The sequence below is a fragment of the Sphingobacteriales bacterium genome, assembly GCA_016700115.1.
Taxonomy (GTDB): Bacteria; Bacteroidota; Bacteroidia; order Chitinophagales; family UBA2359; genus UBA2359.
On the sequence record CP064999.1, the window covers coordinates 5,063,737 to 5,083,942 of the forward strand.

Annotated in this window: 14 protein-coding genes; 11 read left to right on the forward strand and 3 right to left on the reverse strand. The window is 38.1% G+C overall.

What is annotated here, in order from left to right:
* Positions 1–1,265 precede the first annotated feature (1,265 nt).
* The 8 genes from IPM47_18130 (at position 1,266) to IPM47_18165 (ending at position 9,200) form a co-directional block, all read left to right on the forward strand.
* Complete coding sequence (locus IPM47_18130; GenBank protein QQS28739.1) at positions 1,266–1,892, forward strand: fibronectin type III domain-containing protein; 627 nt, start codon at positions 1,266–1,268, stop codon at positions 1,890–1,892.
* Positions 1,893–2,282: 390 nt separating this feature from the next.
* Positions 2,283–3,218, forward strand: a complete 936-nt coding sequence (locus IPM47_18135) for a DNA adenine methylase (protein QQS28740.1) — start codon at positions 2,283–2,285, stop codon at positions 3,216–3,218.
* A gap of 1 nt (position 3,219) precedes the next feature.
* Complete coding sequence (locus IPM47_18140) at positions 3,220–4,278, forward strand: DNA adenine methylase (protein QQS31521.1); 1,059 nt, start codon at positions 3,220–3,222, stop codon at positions 4,276–4,278.
* Positions 4,275–4,811, forward strand: coding sequence for a hypothetical protein (locus tag IPM47_18145; GenBank protein QQS28741.1), 537 nt, complete (start codon positions 4,275–4,277; stop codon positions 4,809–4,811). The genes IPM47_18140 and IPM47_18145 overlap by 4 nt, the downstream gene beginning before the upstream one ends.
* On the forward strand, positions 4,804–6,192 hold the full coding sequence (locus IPM47_18150) for a hypothetical protein (protein QQS28742.1): 1,389 nt from the start codon (positions 4,804–4,806) through the stop codon (positions 6,190–6,192). Before IPM47_18145 ends, IPM47_18150 begins: the two co-directional genes overlap by 8 nt.
* Before the next feature lie 522 nt (positions 6,193–6,714).
* Complete coding sequence (locus tag IPM47_18155; protein ID QQS28743.1) at positions 6,715–6,957, forward strand: tyrosine-type recombinase/integrase; 243 nt, start codon at positions 6,715–6,717, stop codon at positions 6,955–6,957.
* A gap of 280 nt (positions 6,958–7,237) precedes the next feature.
* Positions 7,238–8,020 (forward strand): restriction endonuclease, encoded by a 783-nt coding sequence (locus IPM47_18160; GenBank protein ID QQS28744.1) that lies wholly within the window; start codon positions 7,238–7,240, stop codon positions 8,018–8,020.
* Between the two features lie 4 nt (positions 8,021–8,024).
* Positions 8,025–9,200 (forward strand): site-specific DNA-methyltransferase, encoded by a 1,176-nt coding sequence (locus tag IPM47_18165; GenBank protein ID QQS28745.1) that lies wholly within the window; start codon positions 8,025–8,027, stop codon positions 9,198–9,200.
* A 546-nt stretch (positions 9,201–9,746) separates the two neighbouring features.
* On the opposite strand, the gene IPM47_18170 is transcribed toward IPM47_18165, so the two are convergent.
* The 3 genes from IPM47_18170 to IPM47_18180 are packed head-to-tail and all read right to left on the reverse strand — an operon-like array spanning position 9,747 to position 13,238.
* Complete coding sequence (locus tag IPM47_18170) at positions 9,747–10,709, reverse strand: SDR family oxidoreductase (GenBank protein QQS28746.1); 963 nt, start codon at positions 10,707–10,709, stop codon at positions 9,747–9,749.
* A 45-nt stretch (positions 10,710–10,754) separates the two neighbouring features.
* Complete coding sequence (locus IPM47_18175; GenBank protein QQS28747.1) at positions 10,755–12,068, reverse strand: UDP-glucose/GDP-mannose dehydrogenase family protein; 1,314 nt, start codon at positions 12,066–12,068, stop codon at positions 10,755–10,757.
* A 60-nt stretch (positions 12,069–12,128) separates the two neighbouring features.
* Positions 12,129–13,238, reverse strand: coding sequence for a DegT/DnrJ/EryC1/StrS family aminotransferase (locus IPM47_18180; GenBank protein ID QQS31522.1), 1,110 nt, complete (start codon positions 13,236–13,238; stop codon positions 12,129–12,131).
* A gap of 394 nt (positions 13,239–13,632) precedes the next feature.
* On the opposite strand from IPM47_18180, the gene IPM47_18185 reads away from it, so the two are divergent.
* From IPM47_18185 to IPM47_18195, 3 genes are all read left to right on the forward strand, one after another.
* Complete coding sequence (locus tag IPM47_18185; protein QQS28748.1) at positions 13,633–14,352, forward strand: DUF4197 domain-containing protein; 720 nt, start codon at positions 13,633–13,635, stop codon at positions 14,350–14,352.
* Between the two features lie 254 nt (positions 14,353–14,606).
* Entirely contained in the window at positions 14,607–17,174 is a 2,568-nt protein-coding gene (locus tag IPM47_18190) for a S8 family serine peptidase (protein QQS28749.1), read from the forward strand.
* Between the two features lie 248 nt (positions 17,175–17,422).
* The gene (locus IPM47_18195) at positions 17,423–20,164 is read left to right on the forward strand and encodes a gliding motility-associated C-terminal domain-containing protein (GenBank protein ID QQS28750.1); all 2,742 of its coding nucleotides are present in this window, start codon (positions 17,423–17,425) and stop codon (positions 20,162–20,164) included.
* The last annotated feature ends 42 nt before the right edge of the window (positions 20,165–20,206 follow it).

Below are 20,206 nucleotides of genomic sequence, written 5' to 3' on the forward strand. Positions count from 1 at the left end.
CAAATTTACCCTTTTCTGCGAATATCAGAGATTATCCGTAATTTTCTCTGCCCGAAATTCCTTTTTTTTCAACCATTTATGATAAAACAATTCGAATGAGCAGTTAAAGAATAGCAGGAGCCATGACCTTAAATCCCAAATTAGGGGCAAACTTGTTTCTAATGAAATTATTTAAAATCCGATTCAAACAGATTGGTACAAACTGTCTTTTACCGTCTTGTCAGTTTCAAAGAGAGGGGCAAGAACTCCTGCTTCTTACCAAGAACCTATAATCATGTTCGCTCTTACTACCCCTCTTTGCCTTGCGCCTCGACAAAAAACCTTAGATCCGGATAGTTGATTGCATTTTGGGAAGAGAGGGGACCTGGGGGGTGAGTTAAAATATTAATACATTACTCATTCAACCTCCATACCTGAAAGTTTGGAATTCCCCTAAGTAAAAACGTTCCCTTCATCCCGATAAACGGTTCATTTATCCCGTTAAACGTTTCATTTATCCCGTTAAACGTTTCATTTATCCCGATAAACGTTTCATTTATCCCGATAAACGTTTCATTTATCCCGTTAAACGTTTCATTTATCCCGTTAAACGTTTCATTTATCCCGTTAAACGTTTCATTTATCCCGTTAAACGTTTCATTTATCCCGTTAAACGTTTCATTTATCCCGTTAAACGTTTCATTTATCCCGTTAAACGTTTCATTTATCCCGTTAAACGTTTCATTTATCCCGTTAAACGTTTCATTTATCCCGTTAAACGTTTCATTTATCCCGTTAAACGTTTCATTTATCCCGTTAAACGTTTCATTTATCCCGTTAAACGTTTCATTTATCCCGTTAAACGTTTCATTTATCCCGTTAAACGTTTCATTTATCCCGATAAACGTTTCATTTATCTAGATAAACGGTTCATTCATCCCGATAAACGGTTCATTCATCCCGATAAACGGTTCAAAATAGAACCTAAAATGCCTATTTGGAGGTAATTGCCCCCCATTTTTATGACAATAGCAATTTTTGTGTTAAATATTGTTAAAAAATTAGGTTTATAAACTTATTTGGTTACTAAATATCTACCGTTTTACGTTTATAGAGCAACATTTGAAAATAGTTTTTTTTAAACAACTCAGACAATAGCGATTTAATAATTTTCAAAAAGAGGGTTGGATTAACCGGTAAAACCGAAAGTTCAAACCCCGTAAAACTAAGGTAATACAGTTCACCATATTTTTTCACTTTTTTTACCCCCCCTAAAACCATCGTTTATGGAAACCTACAGAACAGCAAAAGGTTTTAAAGATAAAACCGATGCACAAATATTAGCAAGAGGAAGAAAGGTAGCTCATGACTTGACTGCCAATCCTAATTTTCCGACACCTGTTCCTGCAGTGTTAGATCTTACAACTGCGCTCGACGAGTATGAAGTATCCATTTCTAATGCCTCATTCGGAGGAACGCATTTAATTGCCATCAGAAAAGAAAAAAGAGCGATAGTCATTGGCATTTTGCAAAGATTGGGTATTTATGTAGATTTGAATGGTCTGGATTCCGAAGCAATTTTGTTAACTTCGGGATTCGAATTGTACACAACCGATACCGGCGAAGCCGAAGAATCGGAAAAACCGATAATTTTGTCAGGAAAAGACGGATCACATATTGGAGAAGCCAAAATCAGATCGAAAAAAATGGCAAACGCTATCCAAAATCAAATTCGTTTCGCACCCGATCCTTTATTACCCGAAACTACGTGGACTGAACTTCCCCCTCAAACAAAAGCCACGTTCTATCTAACCGGACTAACCCCCGGCAAATTATATTGGTTTCAAACCCGCACCTACAGTACGAAAGGTTACAGCGAATGGTCTGATCCTTTCCAATTTAGAGTTCGGTAGAAATCAGACAACGGTGAACTGTATTACTCAAAAAGCCCTTGCCCGAAATAGTGAGGGCTTTTTTGTTGTTGAGCGGTGTAGAAAGTTGGTAGCCCTTTTTAGGTTTATTGAGAAAAAGAGTAACAAGTGAGGCAGAAATTGTTGTAGAATAATATTTGTGATTTGATATTCTTGTATATTTGCAACAGGTAGATTCGTAAAAACGCATAATAAGGGGAGATAGACGCAAGTTTTAGTTATGTACGCAAAAGTTGCGTTTCTACAGATGTTATATGCCATTTTTAGAACAACCGTAACTCTTAAAAATTTCCGACAAAAAATTGAAGATTTGTTTATCCTAAAACCAATCAAAAATGTATCTTTGCGATATAATGAAAATAAAGTAATCAAATGGCAGTTTTGCAGACATACAAACTCAAACAAATCAAATCGCCGCTGAACTATATTGGCGGTAAAGCGAAGTTGCTTGACCAAATTTTACCTTTGTTTCCAAACGAAATTGACAACTTTATTGACCTTTTTGCAGGTGGTTGCAATGTTGGACTTAACGTAAACGCCAATAAAATTTACTGCAACGACATTCTGACTTACTTAATTGAAATGTACAAAGCGTTTCAAGAAAATGACCTTGACACAACAATCGGGCACATAGAAAATCGAGTTAGACAATTTGATTTGTCTTTGACAAACGAAAACGGATACAAACAAATGCGTTCGCTTTACAACGAACAAAAAAATCCGTTAGACTTATTGGTTTTAATTGCTTTCACGTTTAATCATCAAATTCGGTTTAATAACAGCCACGAATTTAATAATCCGTTTGGGCGTGAACGCAGTAGTTTCAACGCAACGATGAAACAAAACTTGGAAAAATTTATCATCAGAATAAAAGAAACAAACATTAGCTTCGCCAATGTTTGTTTTAATCATTTTGATTTTTCCAATTTTGGTGTGAACGACTTTGTGTATTGCGACCCACCTTATTTGATAACGACAGGAACTTACAATGACGGCAAACGTGGTTTCAAAGGTTGGACGACAAAAGAAGAAAAAGAACTGCTGAATTTGCTTGACAGTTTGGATAATCAAAACATAAAATTTGCGTTGTCAAATGTTTTGGAACACAAAAGAAAATCAAACGATATTTTGAAAAATTGGGTTGCAAAAAATCCGAATTACAAAATCAATTTCATTGATTACAATTATTCAAATTCCAACTATCAAACTATTATTCGTGATAAAAACGCAAGTGTTGAAGTTCTAATAACAAATTACGAACCCGAAAAACCGATGAAAGAGCCAACACTCTTTGACGATTTATTTTAGTATGCGGTATATCGGGAACAAAGAGAATTTACTTGACACCATTCATCAAGTAATGCAATCAAAAAACATAAAAGGTAATTCGTTTTTTGATTTTTTTTCGGGTACAGCAAACGTTGGCAAGTTTTTCAAAAAACTAAATTACCAAATTTATTCTTCTGATTTACTTTATTTTTCTTACGTTTTGCAACGTGCGTATATTGCAAATAATGAAGAACTGCATTTTGAAAAAGTCTTGCAAAAACTCAATTTTCAAAGCACAAGTTTATTCGCTTCGCCTTTACATATTGTCGTTGAATATCTAAATCAAATTGAACCAAAAATTGGCTTTGTTTCTCAAAATTATACACCAAGCGAAACGCAACATTTAGACATTCCACGAATGTATTATTCCGATGAAAACGGAAAAATAATTGATGCTATTCGTCAGCAAATCGAAGATTGGAAAACGGAGAGTTTAATCCATGAAAATGAATATTTTGTTTTGTTGGCTTGTTTGATTGAAACAGTTCCGTTTTACGCAAACATTTCGGGTGTTTATGCGGCATTTCAAAAAAAGTGGGATGCACGAGCAATTAAAAAAATGATTTTGCGAGCGATTGAATTTGTTGTAAACAACAAAGAAAATTTTGTGTTCAACAAAAATTCCGTTGAGTTATTAAATGAAGTTGAGGCAGACATTTTTTATCTCGACCCACCATACAACCAACGACAATACGCACCGAATTATCACTTATTGGAAACGATTGCAAAATATGACAATCCCGAAATAAAAGGCGTTGCAGGTTTGCGAAATTACGACAACGAAAAATCAAAATTTTGCAACGCTGTAACTGCGTTACGGGAACTTTCGGTAATTGCGGAAAAAGGCAAATTCAAAACGATGATTTTAAGTTACAACAACGAGGGAATTATGCCACAAGAACAAATTATTTCAACGTTGCAAAAGCACGGAAAAGTGGAATTAGTTGAATTTGATTATACACGTTTCAAAAGCAATAACAACGGAGAAAGTAAGCACAAGAAAATGATTAAAGAACAATTATACATACTTCAAAAATGAAAATAATTATCAATGAAATTTTAGAAAAAGAGGCAATGGATTATGCTGTCTTGTCAAAATCTTTTACCTCTAATAGACACGATTTCCACGAAGGAGGATTAGATGCAAAGCAGCGAAAAATGTTTGAAGGAAAACTTGGAGAAAAAGCAATCAAACAATTTTTCATAGATAATGACATTAAATTTGAAGAAGATAAATCTTCACACGAAGATGCTGATTTATATGATTTTATTGTGTACGACTTAGAAAATAATCCATTGAAAGTTGATGTAAAAACAAGAACAAAAAACTTTCATATTCGAACTTTGGAAATGGTTGAACAAATGAAAAGGAAACCAAAAGATATTTATTTTTCTGTAAGACTGTATGAGACAAGTCCTTTTTCCGTTGAAATAATTGGATACGCTAAAAAAGAAGATTTTTTACGAATAAATAGAATCGAAAATCAAGGTTACTTAAATAATTATGTTTTGTATGATAAAGAGCTTTCTGAAACAACTTCAATTATTAATAAATTGCGGAAAAATGCCTAAAAATCTTTGGTTTTTAACGGAAGAACGTCCGAAAAAAGAAGTTCTAAAAACGATTTTTCAAAAATTCGCACAAGATTATGGTTTTGCTGTTTTTGTAGATACAATCCGAATTTTACCGATTTTAAAAGACAATAAATTTACTTTTACTTATGAAGTAACGGGTTTTCGTTGCAACAAAGTTGAAAAAATTTACATAAAAACTGTTTCGGGAAATTCAAGTTTTACAGACTTTTTGATTTTTTATCAGAAAGATGAACCAACTTTACAAGACACACCAATTTATGCTATAGAAGAAACCAAAACAGACGATAAAGAAAGTCGAAACACAGGCGTTTATCAGCGTTGTAGTAAATTTGTTTTCATAGAAAGTTATTATCCAAATACAAAAAAGATAATGCTTTACAATTTGCAAATTGAGCAAAAAGAAACTCCAACAGAAACCTATATTTTTGGAACAAAATTGTTGCTCACTTTGGGAGTTGAAATTTTGGGCAAAAAATTAGACAACAAAATTTTCACTCCTTTTGAAAGTATTGACGAATTGATTTCTTTAAAAGATAAAATGCGAAAACCTCCAAAAGGAAACGTTCCAATTTTGCTCACAAAATCAAAAGACAAAATTGAAGTTTCGGGACGACTTTTCAAAAGCAAAGGACTTTCGCACGACCCGAATATTGGAGCATTGAGTATTATAAGTGCTGTTTTGCGAAAGTTAGGTTGGAAGCAAAATATTGTAGTAACACAACACGGATTAGAGCAAAAACACGTTGGGAAAACCAACAAGTTTATTCAAATTGCCAATAAAATAGGTATTCAATTACACGGTTTGGAAATTCCAAAAGCCGAAATGAATAAAGATTATTGGAAGTATGATAAAAACGGAGAAAAATTAGGAACAATCTTTATTCATTTGGTCGTAGAGGAATTTACACAAGGTTATTCCATTTTTGAAAATCACGCAGGTTCAGAAAAAGGATATTTTTTTCCGTTAAATGGAGAGCCAATTCCATTGAAAAAATATAAAGACCGAGCTTTATACAAAGAAGGAAATAAAAAACAAATCATCGAAATTCCTGACCTAATTTTACTTGACCCAAAAGGAAATGAAATTATCAACATTGAAGGCGAAACATACATCAACCGAAATGCAGGAATTTTACAAATCAAAACTTTTGATTTTATAGAAAAAGTGTACATCAAAAAACATTATCCGAACTATAAAATCATTAGGACAGTTGTGCTTTTTGGTAGTGAAGAAACATCAATCGTAGAAATCGAAGTTGGGTTTTTACTCAACCAAAACGGACAACTCATTTTAAGCATAAAATCTCCAAAAATATTTCAAGAAGCAATAAAAAACTTGTTGGACTTTTGGAGCTGATAATAGGCGTGAAAAGAAAAACGGCATATAACATCGGTTTTGCAAGAGAGCGGGCGAAGTGCTTCGTAACAACATTTTTGCTAAATTTGAAGTTCGGTTCTTCGATTGAGCGTTAGTGCTAAAATCCGCTCCCTCGCAAAGCCGCAAACCGTTATCATTTTCAAACCCGAACCCTTAGTATGAAAGGACTAAGCGAATGGTCTGATCCTTTCCAATTTAGAGTTCGGTAGAAATCAGACAACGGTGAACTGTATTACTCAAAAAGCCCTTGCCGGAAATGGTGAGGGCTTTTTTTATTGAATGTGACAGAATCATTATTTCTAAAAAATGAGGGTAAATAAATAATTGTCATATTACTACCAATTTCTTTACTAAAGTTTTTCCATGACCATCTTTAACATTTTCGGAGAATTTGGCAATTCAATTGACCAACCTGTTATTAAATATCGGAGCATCTCAAACGACTTTAAAGCCAAAGAATAGCTTATGCTCAACTACTAAGGTAAAGGAAGAAAGTTCCCTATGCGTTGCTCTCTATCTAAACCCTTAACTTATTGCGAACATAATTTAAGGAATACGAGCCTAAGGAGTGGCATTTTCGGAAGTATAAAAAAGAAAGTGATTTTTCATACTTTGCGCCACAGTTTTGCGACTCATCTCTTGGAAAACGGGACAGAATTGCGCTACATACAGATATTGTTGGGACACGAAAGCTCCAAAACCACAGAGGTTTATACACACATAACCACCAAAGGGTTTGACTAAATTCAAAGTCCTTTATTTAGTTTGGATATTTAGAATCAAATACTTAACTTTGACTGCATATTTTGAATATCCCGTTTTTCAGTAAATTTGCTCTTACGAAATAACAACTAATAGTTTGGGGGCTATAACAAACCTACGGATAAGGCGGAAATAAACTCAAGTTTGGAATTATTTACACTAAAGTTGCGTTTATACAGATGTTGTGTACAATGCTTTTTGACCGACAGTGCAACATTAAACTAACGAGAGAACAAACGACTTTTTTGACTACATTTGAAATATGAATTATTGGACAGAATTAAGTATAGAATACGCAAATCAAAGGTCATATCTTGACGACCTTTTTCAAGTATATCCGACTATTCCCGAAGGAATTAGAGAAATAAATAATGAGCGTTGGGCAAACATTGAAAAAGCATTTAAAAAGAAAAATAATGATGCTTTAATCAAAGAGCTTTTGAAACTTGACTTGTTTCCAATCAAAGACAGTTACATTGCATATCTTAAACGAGACCCTTCTTCAATTGAGAGAAATCCGAAAACAGTCAACCGTATTTGCGGTCGGCTTTATGAAATGGGACTTGAAAAAATCTTTGAACGTTGCAGCGAACCTAAAGAAACCAACAGACAAATCGGACCGTTTTTCAGACGTTGGCTAAACGCTAAATCGTTAGGTATTCAACCTGTTACACTTGACGACTTTACAAAAAATAAAAAGGATGCTATTCTAAATGGAAGCGACAAACAGTTGATGGATTTTGCTTATGATGAGTTAAATTACAAACACAGCAAAGGACTTGACTTTATTGGTCGTTTCAATGGCAAGTATGTTATAGGAGAAGCAAAATTTTTGACAGACTTTGGCGGACACCAAAATGCACAGTTTAATGATGCAATCAGCACGGTTCAAGCAAAAAATGTAAAGGCAGTAAAAATTGCAATTCTTGACGGTGTTCTATACATAAAGGGTAAAAACAAAATGTATAAGGATATAACCACGAAATACAAAGACCTGAATATTATGAGCAGTTTGGTGCTACGTGAATTTTTATACCAACTATAAAACTATGCAGCTACAATATCCAAATAAAAAAACAGAGCAGGAAATTTTCAATAGCATTCCTGACATTGAATTGGAACAAATCAATTCAAGCGACAATCCCAATTTACTTATACAAGCAAATAATCTGATTGCGTTAAAACAGTTAATCACTAAACACAATCTCAAAGGTAAAATTGACCTTATTTATATAGACCCGCCTTTTGCTACAAACAACACTTTTACAATTACTGACGGCAGAGCAAGCACGATTAGCAACAGTTCAAGTGGAACAGTTGCTTATACTGACACATTGAAAGGTTTTGATTTCATTGAGTTTATTCGTGAGCGGTTAGTGCTTTTAAAAATGTTACTCTCTGACAAAGGTTCGATTTATTTACACATAGACTACAAAATCGGTCATTATGTAAAAGTGGTAATGGACGAAATTTTCGGCATTGAAAATTTTCGCAACGACATTACACGAGTAAAATGTAATCCAAAAAACTTTGCTCGTAAAGGTTACGGCAACATTAAAGACTTGATATTATTTTATTCAAAATCTGACAATTTAATTTGGAACGAGCCGAAAACACCATACACCGAAGAAGACAAAATCAAACTTTTTCCTAAAACAGAAAAGGACGGCAGACGATATACAACTATTCCACTTCATGCACCCGGAGAAACTCAAAACGGCAAAACTTCACAAGCATTTAAAGGCATTCTACCTCCACCCGGCAGACATTGGAGAAGTGATGTAGCCATTTTGGAGCAGTGGGACAAAGACGGTTTAATTGAATGGAGCGACAATGGCAATCCAAGAAAGAAAATTTATTTTGACCAACAAGAAGGAAAGCGAGTTCAAGATATATGGGAGTTTAAAGACCCACAATATCCTGTTTATCCGACAGAGAAAAATCCTGACTTGTTGGACTTGATTGTAAAAACTTCTTCTAATGAAAACAGTATCGTGCTTGACTGTTTTGCAGGGTCAGGAACGACACTAAAAGCTGCACAGACAAATGGCAGACATTGGATTGGTATTGACCAATCGGATGAAGCCATAAAAGCAATAACAACAAAACTTGACACCGTTGAAGGGGATTTATTTATTTCAAAATCGGACTATAAATTATTGACAGAAAAGAAGCACAGCACACAACAGCAGTTTGGCGTAATGGCGGGGGACGTGGTTAATTGAACATTCTCCCCTCATCAACTTTTGTGGTGTATTGACAGTTTTTTGCTTCGTATTCGCCACCTTCGCAAAGCCCCGAACCGTTTTCATTTTCAAACCCGAACCCTTAGTATGAAAGGGCTAAGTGAATGGTCTGATCCTTTCCTATTTAAAGTTCGGTAGAAATCAGACAACGGTGAACTGTATGACAAAAAAGCCCTTGCCGGAAATGGTGAGGGCTTTTTAGTATTTATTGGGATGTTTTACAACCCAAACACCATATCTTTACCAACCAATAATTGGAAAAAACACCCCCCATTATGAGCAGCAGATACGACTCCTTCGGGGTCGAAAGGGTTTTTAAACTGCTAAACTCTATTAATGTTTTTTATCTTCGGAATAATTGGGTTGTTTCGTTATCATCAAAATGTGACAGACCGGAATGAAAATCCGATTTATCATCCACCTCACGTAAACTTTATAGTTGTGTTGATTAGATTTGCATGCATCCGTTTTATCCGCGTTCCCTAAAAAGAATAGAGCGGTTTTGACCTAATTTAACAAGCAATCTCACAAAAGCTCATCCAACGACACCGCATTACTGATAATTTCTTTAAAGTAATCGTAAGTAACTTTCATCCCTTCCTGCCTCGACACGGTTGGGTTCCAATTAAGGAGGTTTCGGGCTTTGGTAATGTCGGGTTGACGTTGTTTGGGGTCGTCTGTGGGAAGGGGGTGGTAAATAATGTTGGAGGAAGCCCCGGTAAATTTGACAATTTCGTTTGCTAACTGTAGGATAGGTATTTCTTCGGGATTTCCGATATTGACAGGGAGGTGGTAATCTGAGTTTAGCAAGCGGTAAATGCCTTCAACAAGGTCGCTGACATAGCAAAAAGAGCGGGTTTGAGTTCCGTCTCCAAACACAGTAATATCCTGACCGTCAATAGCCTGCCTGAAAAAAGTAGGCAAAGCCCTGCCGTCGTTCAGGCGCATTCTTGGGCCGTAAGTGTTAAAAATACGAACAATCCGGGTTTCTAATCCATGAAAATTGTGGTAGGCCATCGTCAAAGCTTCCTGAAAACGTTTGGCTTCATCATAAACTCCACGAGGTCCGATGGGATTAACGTTTCCCCAATATTCTTCGGGTTGCGGGTGAACGGTCGGGTCGCCATAAATTTCGGAAGTAGAGGCCACTAAAATCCGGGCTTTTTTGGCCAATGCCAAACCAAGCAGATTATGTGTACCGAGCGAACCCACTTTCATGGTTTGAATGGGCATTTTGAGGTAATCAATCGGGCTTGCAGGAGAAGCAAAATGCAGGATAAAATCTAATTTACCCGGAACATGAACAAACTTAGTAACATCGTGGTGGTAAAACTGAAAATTTTTGAGCGGAAACAGGTGTTCGATATTCCTGATTTTTCCGGTCAGAAGGTTATCCATTGCGATTACTTCGTCTCCCTGTTCAATAAATTTGTCGCAAAGATGGGAGCCTAAAAATCCGGCGGCACCGGTAATAAGTACTCTGGCCATAAAGGATAGTAGTTGGTTTTAAAACGCAGGTGAAAACAGGATGATTTAGGGTTGAATGGTTTTGCGTCCAATGCTTTGGTAGTAAAAGCCTTCTTCCCTGATATGTTCAAGGTTGTAAAGGTTGCGTCCGTCAAAAATAACCGGATGATTTAACAGGCTTTTCATTTGAGCAAAATCGGGTGTTCGGAAAATCTGCCATTCGGTAGCGATAATCAGTGCATCGGCCTTTCGCAAAGCACTGTATTGGTCGGAAGCATAAGCAATGGTATTTCCTAAAACCTGACGGGTAGTGTCAATTGCTTCGGGGTCATAAGCAGTTACGGTAGCTCCTTCTGCCAACAATTGAGAAATGGTAAAAAGAGCAGGTGCTTCCCTGACATCATCAGTATTGGGTTTAAACGCCAACCCCCAAACAGCAAAATGTTTGCCGTTTAAATTTCCGTTGTAATAGGTCTTAATTTTGGGCAAAAGGCTAATCCGCTGTTGGTCATTTACATTCAAAACAGCATTCAGAATTTTAAAATCGTAGGCATTTTGCCGAGCTATCTGCACTAAAGCAGAAACATCTTTCGGGAAACAGCTTCCTCCATATCCAATGCCGGGGAATAAAAAACGTTTGCCAATTCTGCTGTCTGAACCAATTCCCAAACGAACCATGTCCACATCTGCGCCAACCGATTCGCACAAGTTGGCTATTTCGTTCATAAAACTGATGCGAGTAGCCAAATATGAATTTGCAGCATATTTAGTCATTTCAGAGGACCGCTCGTTCATAAAAAAGATAGGATTACCCTGTCTGACAAAAGGTTCATACAATTGGGTCATCAAATATTTTGCTTCGTTAGAAGAAGTTCCTATAACAATGCGGTCGGGCTTCATAAAATCTGCAACTGCCATCCCCTCTCTCAAAAACTCAGGGTTAGACACAACATCAAAAGGAAACTTAGCTTGCTTTTGAATTTCAGTTCTTACTTTTTCGGCTGTTCCTATCGGTACAGTGCTTTTATTGACAATTACTTTATATTCGTTGAGCAAACTGCCGAGTTGAGCCGCAACTCCCAAAACATATTTCAAATCGGCCGACCCGTCTTCTCCCGGAGGAGTTGGTAAAGCAAGGAAAATAATTTGAGAAGATTCGACTGCCTTTTGCAGATTACCGGTAAAATGCAATCGCCCTTGTTGGATATTCCGGTCAAACATTATTTCTAATCCGGGTTCGTAAATGGTAATTTCTCCTGACTGAAGTTTCTTGATTTTATTTTCATCATTGTCCACACAAATCACCTGATTTCCCATTTCGGCAAAACATGTACCGCTTACCAAGCCTACATATCCTGAACCGATTACTGCAATATTCATAAATGTTTGTTGCTTTTTGTTTTTATAAAGTTAAAAAGTGGTCAAAAATCATGCCTTCTATTAAGCAGTCAGATTTAAAACTGTCTGAGCGATATATTGTAACTGCTCAAGGGTCATTTCTGTATGTATGGGCAATGAAATGACTTGTTTCGCCAGATGTTCCGTAACCGGCAAACTTCCTTTGGCATACCCCAAAGGCAGATAGGCCTTTTGTAAGTGAATAGGTATGGGGTAATATATCATCGTTGGAATGCCTTGTTCTTGAAGGGCTTGTTTCAAAGCATCCCTGTCGCCATTAATACAAAGGGTATATTGGTGAAAAACATGGGTAGAATAGCTTGCCCTGAAGGGTACGGTTATGTTTTCTGCATTTTTAAACGCTTCATCGTAAAAATCGGCTACCCTTAGCCGGGATTCATTGTACCGGTTCAACGATTTTAACTTAGTGCTGAGCACTACTGCCTGTAAGGCATCCAAACGGGAATTTACCCCAATCATAGTCGAGTCGTATTTTGTTTGTTGACCATGGTTGGCGATAAGACGGATCTTTTCGGCAAGCAGGTCATCGTTGGTAAAAATTGCCCCGCCATCTCCGTAGCAACCCAGGTTTTTAGACGGGTAAAAAGAAGTGCATCCAATATGTCCGATAGTTCCTGTTTTTTGTCTGCTGCCATCTTTAAAAATATAGTCTGCCCCGATAGCTTGTGCGTTGTCTTCAATGACATACAAATCGTGTGTCAGGGCAATTTTCATAACTGCTTCCATATCTGCACTTTGACCGTATAAATGAACCGGCATAATGCAACGGGTGCGTGGAGTTATTGCATTTTCTATGGCTTTGGGGTCAATGGTATAAGTATCGGGCAATACATCCACAAATACAGGTTTAAGCCCTAAAAGCGCGATGGCTTCGGCAGTTGCTACAAAAGTATGGGAAACGGTAATTACTTCGTCTCCGGGTTTTAAATCCAAAGCCATAAGCGCTATCATAATAGCATCGGTTCCGTTTCCACATCCTGTAACATGTTTTACCCCGAGATACTCAGCCAAAGACAAGTTAAATTCATGGACTGCAGGTCCTCCGACAAAAGCACAGGTTTCGATGATTCGGGCCATTTTTTCATCAATTTCTTCTTTTATTTTAAGATACTGACCCAAAAGGTCCACCATTTGGATGTTGATTTGTGTTGTCATATTTTGATTGCGGGTAGGATGAAAGAAAAGAATGAGGGTAATTTAAGTCAGGTTAAAACGGTATGAATATTAACGGTAAACAATATTCCACTTTAGAAAAAAGTTTAAATGTTCCCGTTTTTAATTTAAAAGAAAGCGCAAAGGTAATGATTATTCGGAGAGTATCCGGGTTGCATTGAAACTGTAAAGGGGTTCATTCAATCAGAGTTAAAATCTTAGGATAGATGAGAAAAGAGCAACTTACACCATAATTTCAGTAAATTGTTTTTACCTTTTCGCACAAACAGTCGTCAATAAAGGTTAAAGTTTTTTTACCGCCACTCAAATCATCATTAAAAAAATTTAACGAACCATAAAAACAAACAGATCAATGAAACAATTAGTATTTTTGATTTCAATGGCAGCCATCCTCACTGTTGGAGGATGTACGGCTGCTAAACAAATCATATCAGAAATCGAAAAAAATACAGGCGGCAAACAGGTTACCGAAAGCGAAATCATCATGGGTTTAAAACAAGCCCTTGAATTTGGAATCGGAAACGGATCAGACTTAGTTTCAAAAACAGATGGTTATTTTAAGAACAGCTTTATCAAAATACCCTTTCCACCTGAAGCCAAAAAGGTAGAAAACACCCTTCGGGATATAGGATTGGGCAGTGAGGTGGATAAAGTGATTTTGAGCCTTAACCGCGCTGCCGAAGATGCAGCAAAAGGCGCTAAACCTATTTTTATCAGTGCCATCAAACAAATGACCATAAAAGATGCCATGAACATCTTAAAAGGAACGGACAATGCAGCCACTGAATACTTAAAGAAAACCACCTCCAATGATCTCCGGTCGGCATTTAAGCCCGTAATCAACAAATCGCTTGACAAGGTTGCTGCGACAAAATATTGGGACGATATTATCAAAAAATACAACCAAATCCCTTTGGTTCAAAAGGTTAATCCGGATCTCAGTGCCTTTGTTACCGAAAAAGCATTGGATGGTTTGTTTTATATGGTCGCAAAAGAAGAAGCAAAAATCAGAAAAGACCCTTTGGCAAGGGTTACCGACCTGTTAAAAAGAGTTTTTAAATTGCAGGATTAAAAGTAAAATGCAAATTTAAGAGCAATCGCTCCGCCACAGAAAAGTCCCCATCCATGCAAAAATGACTGCATCAGGTGGGGACTTTACTTTTTTTCAGAACCCAATCCATGCCTGAAGAAAGTTAAATAAAAAAGTAACCTTTCTTCTATTTGTTTAAATAGTATTGAGATGAACTACCCTTTGATTTGGTTAAATCCAATTAGTTACTACCTTTAACATTCCTTTTAATATTCTCACCCTAACTAACAACAAATATGAGTACCGGAAAAGACCAGAAATCATTTATCGAAACCATCATTGAGTTTTTTAAAACTCTTTTTTCGGGCATGTTTCCTGAAGATAAAGATAAAAACAAGGATACTCCCAATCCTCCGAAACCGGATGACAATACAAAAGAAAACATCGAAGAATATGACAATCAGGAAAACGAAGGAGATGGAACTCAGGCACATCTTGATCCCGAAATGGGAGAGGCTACTTTCAGATATGGGAATACGGTAATCACTATCACAAAAAGCAAAAAATATGTCGCCATTCAAACCAGCGAAGATCGAAGCCTGATTGCAGCCATGCCCCTTACCAGGCGTTTATCCAAAAATACCTTTAAAGAAACAACTGTTCCTTTGGGTTTTTTTGAATTGGTAGAATCACAAGACCAACGACCAGATGCAGTCAACGACGCTTTGGATGAATTGCGCAGCCTTCCAACGGTAAATATGGGTACTCATGTTTACCACAATACTTCGATGCGTGATGATATGCCCCTTATCCCAACCGGACAATTATACGTTGTTTTCAATAACAAAGCTACAAAAACAGAACAGGAAAACCTGCTTAACAGTCTTGCATTAAAAACCATTGATACCCGCGGAGGCGGTAAAATTTTGGTCGAAGTAACCCAAAATTCACCCAACCCGATTAAAGTAACTGTTGCCCTTCAGAACTCGGGGCTTGTCGAAGTGGCAGAACCCGAATTGCAAGCCCCAATGAATTTTGAATCGTTTATCCTGCCTTCAGATTCCTTGTTAAAGGAACAATGGCATCTTCAAAACAAAGGACAACATGGTAACTGGACATCCACCGCCTTTAAAGCTGGAGCCGATGCCAAGGTCGTAGAGGCATGGAACTGGTTAAAAAGCATGGGAACAGACCAAATAACCGTTGCAGTGATTGACAGCGGTTTTGACTTAAACCATCCCGATTTAAAAGGAAACGGCAATAAAATAGTTGCCCCCTGGGATTTTGATACTGAAACCCCTGATGTTTCCCCAAGAACAGGCGACTGGCACGGGACACCTTGTGCGGGAGTGGCAGTAGGTGCAGCCAATGGAATTGGTATAGTGGGAGCTGCTCCAAATTCAAAACTGATGCCGATGCGCTCGGTTGCAATTTCAGATACTTATGTCGAAAAAATGTTTAACCATGCCATGCTGAATGGTGCAGATGTTATCAGCAACAGTTGGGGAGCAGCTTCTCCGGGATTTACCCTTTCGACCAGAATGTTGGAAGCCATTCGAAAAGCAGCAACCCAGGGAAGGAACGGGAAAGGTTGTGTGATTGTATTTGCAGCCGGAAACAGCAATGTCAGTATCAGCAATTCTGCCAATCCGGATGCTATTATGGGATTTGCCACTCATCCCAATGTAATAGCGGTTTCAGCTTCGAACAGCAGAGATGAACGATCATCCTATTCCAATTATGGGAATCAAATTTCGGTTTGTGCGCCCTCTAACGGTTCGGGAGGAGCCGGTATTTTGACTGCCGATGTTGGAGGAACTATGGTTTTGCCAAGTGGTACTGTGATTGACAGGGGCTACGATGCCGGTGATTATACCCCCGGTTTTGGCGGAACTTCCAGTGCTTGCCCATTGGTTGCAGGAGTTTGTGCGCTTATTTTATCGGCAAATCCAAATCTTACGGCGGCACAGGTAAAGTCAATCCTCGAAAAAACAACCGACAAAATCGGAAACTCAAACGACTATAACAGCAAAGGACATTCCATCTATTTTGGTTATGGAAGAATTAACTCGTTTAAAGCCGTTCAAATGGCAAAAACCGGTCAGGTTGAAGATATCACCCCTGCGCCTATTCCTCCTCCGCCTCCTCCAGCACCTAATACAACGCCCACCCCAACACCAACACCTCCGGATACTTCCCCTCCGTCAAAACCGGTCGAAAAGTTTGACCTTCCGTTTGAAAGTCTGACAGGTGCCATGATGACAGGAACAAACGAAGAACATATTTACAAAGTATTGATTTCTGATACTCTCGACATAAAACTGGACTCCCCGATGGGAGATGCCAACGCTGATTTTGATCTGTATGTCCGAAAAAACGAATTGCCCGAACCCTCCCGGCGATTATATGACGATAGCAGTGTAACAGAAGGAAGCAACGAACATATTGCCTTATCAAATGTTTCAGGACTTTATTTGGTTTTGATCAGAGCCTATCAGGGCAGCGGTGCTTATAATTTGGGAGTTGGATTTGCAAAACCAACTGCAGAAACAGGTGTGCGGTTGATTCAATTAGAAGCCCTGACCGGAGGAATTCTGCGCAAATCGGTTATGCCTGAAATAGCTTTCAGAGTCAGTACCAATAAAAAACTGACCTTTACCCTAAAAGGAGAAGACGGAACAAATATTGACCTTTATGTTAAAAAAGGCGCACGTCCTAAATGGAACGATTTTGATGGACGTGGTATAAAAGAAGGTGCAGACGAAAAAGTTGAAATTGCCAATCCCCAACCCGGAACCTATTATATCTTAGTCCGTTCCGAAAATGGGTCAGGCTATTACAATTTATGGGTAAACTTGGTTTAAATATAAATCGAACACTTAATTTTTATGAAATACAACCAAATGATTAAGGCAATGCTCTGATAGTGGATTAATTTGTTTTAAACCCCTTCAATTAAAAAAAACACAATAGCCAACTATCCAAGACATCAATTCGTTGTAGTTAAATCAGAGAATCCTAAAATAAATAACTCTTTAATAATAGCTTACCCTGTATTTGTCATAAGCAGCAACATCATACTAACCAATCTGCCAAAGGCGTTAATTGACTTATGAATAAATTTTCCTTGCGCTCAGTTTGTTTAATTATTTTCTCTTTACTTTTTACTATTCCGCTCTTTGCTACCCATAATCGCGCGGGTGAAATTTCTTTTGTCAGTGCACCGCTTCCGGGCCAACCCTACCGATATATATTTACGGTAACGACCTATACCAAAATTTCAGGCGGAGGTGCAAGCAATGCAGACCGGGATACCTTAGATGTGAGTTTTGGAGACGGCAATACCGGAAAAGCTCCAAGAATAAACGGAGGTGGTAACGGTGTGCCAATTGGCAATAATATCAAACACAATATCTACGAAGTTACTCATAGTTATGCCGCACCATTTAACTATGTTGTTTCAATGCAAGACCCCAACCGCATTGATGAAATCATCAATATACAATTAGGCAACTCTGTTGACATTCCTTTTTTTATTGAAGATACCATTTTTTTTCGCGACCCTCAGTTTTTTGGGTTCAACAGTTCTCCCATTTTGTTACAACCGCCTATAGATTTTGCCAATGTCGGATATATTTTTATTCATAACCCAAATGCTTTTGACCCTGACGGTGACAGCCTTCATTTTCAGTTAATCCCGCCCAAACAAAACCCGTTTAATGATGTTCCTTTTTACCAATATCCTAATGAAATCAATCCGGGAGCAAATAACAGTTTTATTCTGAACCCTAATTCCGGAGAACTGATTTGGAATTCACCGCAAAGGGCAGGGATTTACAATATCGCCATCCTGATAACCGAGTTTCGCAACGGAGTTAAAATGGGAACAATGGTCAGGGATATGCAAATCATTGTGGATGACAAACCCAACCAACCTCCTGTTTTACCTGAAATAAAAGATACCTGTGTGGTGGTTGGTGAATTACTTCAATTCAACATCACTGCAACAGACCCCGATATTCCGGCACAGTTGATTACAATGACGGGATACGGAGGCCCATTTCAGGCTACTGTAAGTCCGGCACAACTCATCACTTCACCGGGGTTAGGTACTGTAAACGGCACGTTCTTTTGGCAAACCACCTGTGATCATATATACAGCCAAGCCTATACAGTTGTCATTAAAGCAGAAGACAACTTTACTTCATCAGGTATTCCCCTGCCGCTTGCAGATTTGGAAACCTGGCTTATCACAGTGGTTGCCCCTCCCCCATTAAATCTCACAGCACAAATCATAGGAAGCAATATTAAACTTGACTGGGATTTTTATCAGTGTCAGTTAAGCCCGAAATTCAGAGGATTCTCGGTTTGGCGAAGTATTGGCTGCGATTCATTATCACCGGACAGATGTTCGAGAGGACTTGGCGGTACTTCTTACCAAAAAATTGCAGAGGGAATTACGGTAAACACCTATACCGACGAAACCGCCGTTAAAGGTGTGTTATATTCTTACCGCATAGTAGCTGAGTTTGCTGATGCATTTACCAACTCAACGCCACCAAATCCGTTAAATGTGGCTTCCGGACGGGCTTCAGAAAATATTTGTGTCGAATTGCCGAAGAATGCCCCAATTATTACCAATGTCAGTGTTGAACAAACCCTGCCTGCTAACGGACAAATCTTTATTGCATGGACAAAACCGGTTGCTGAGGTTTTAGACACATTGGTCAATTTACCGCCCTATCGCTACGAACTTTATCGCTCACAAGGATTTACCGGTGAAAATTATACCCTGGTACAATCCTGGACTTATGATACTTTTGCACAAGCCAATGATACAACTTTCTATGATCAGATTGCAGAATTAAATACCCTGTCCAATCCTTACCACTACAAAGTGGCTTTTTATGCCAATAATCAACCGGTTGATGAATCGGCTGCTGCTTCATCGGTTTTTTTAACTACCACCGCATCGGATAACGAATTATTATTGAGCTGGGATTTTAATGTGCCTTGGTTAAACGTTCTCTACAATATTTTCCGACAAACAGAAACAGGGACTTTTGAAAATATTGGCAGTTCCACCACCAAAGAGTTTGTAGATTCTCAACTCCAAAACGGCAAAGAATACTGCTATTATATTGAGGCAATTGGAACTTATGCTAATCCCACCATGCCGGAGCCTTTGATTAACCTGTCTCAAATTGCATGTGGAGTTCCTGTTGATACAATACCTCCCTGCCCTCCGCTGTTGACAGTTACGAACTACTGCGAATCCGGAGAGCCTGATATCCCTGAAATACTTTCAAACTTACTCGAATGGACCAACGCAACTCAGGTTCAATGTGATGATGACATCATTGGCTATCAGGTCTATTTTTCTCCCCCTTTAAGTCCAGATTTTGAGCTGATAGCCACCATAGACGGCTTTGACCAAACCTTTTTTGAACATGTACTGACCAACTCCCTAGCCGGATGTTATGCAGTTGCGGCAATCGATTCTTTCAACAACCAAAGCCCTTTCAGCAATATAGTTTGTCTGAAAAATTGTGTCGAATTTGAACTGCCAAACGTGTTTACACCTAACGAAGACGGAGCAAACGATTTGTTTGTGCCCCGCAAATCAAGGTTTGTCAGCAGCATTGACTTCAAAGTGTACAACAGATGGGGTAATCTGGTGTTTGAAACTTCAAATACCAATATTGAATGGAATGGAACGGATCAGAAATCCGGCAAACAACTTTCAGAAGGGGTTTATTATTTTACCTGCGAAGTGTATGAACAAACTGCCGAAGGAGGAGAAATCATCAGTAAAACGCTGAGCGGTTTTATTCATATTATTCTCGGAAAGTAGTTTTAACAATTTACGTCATTATGACTGGTCTATTTTAAAGTA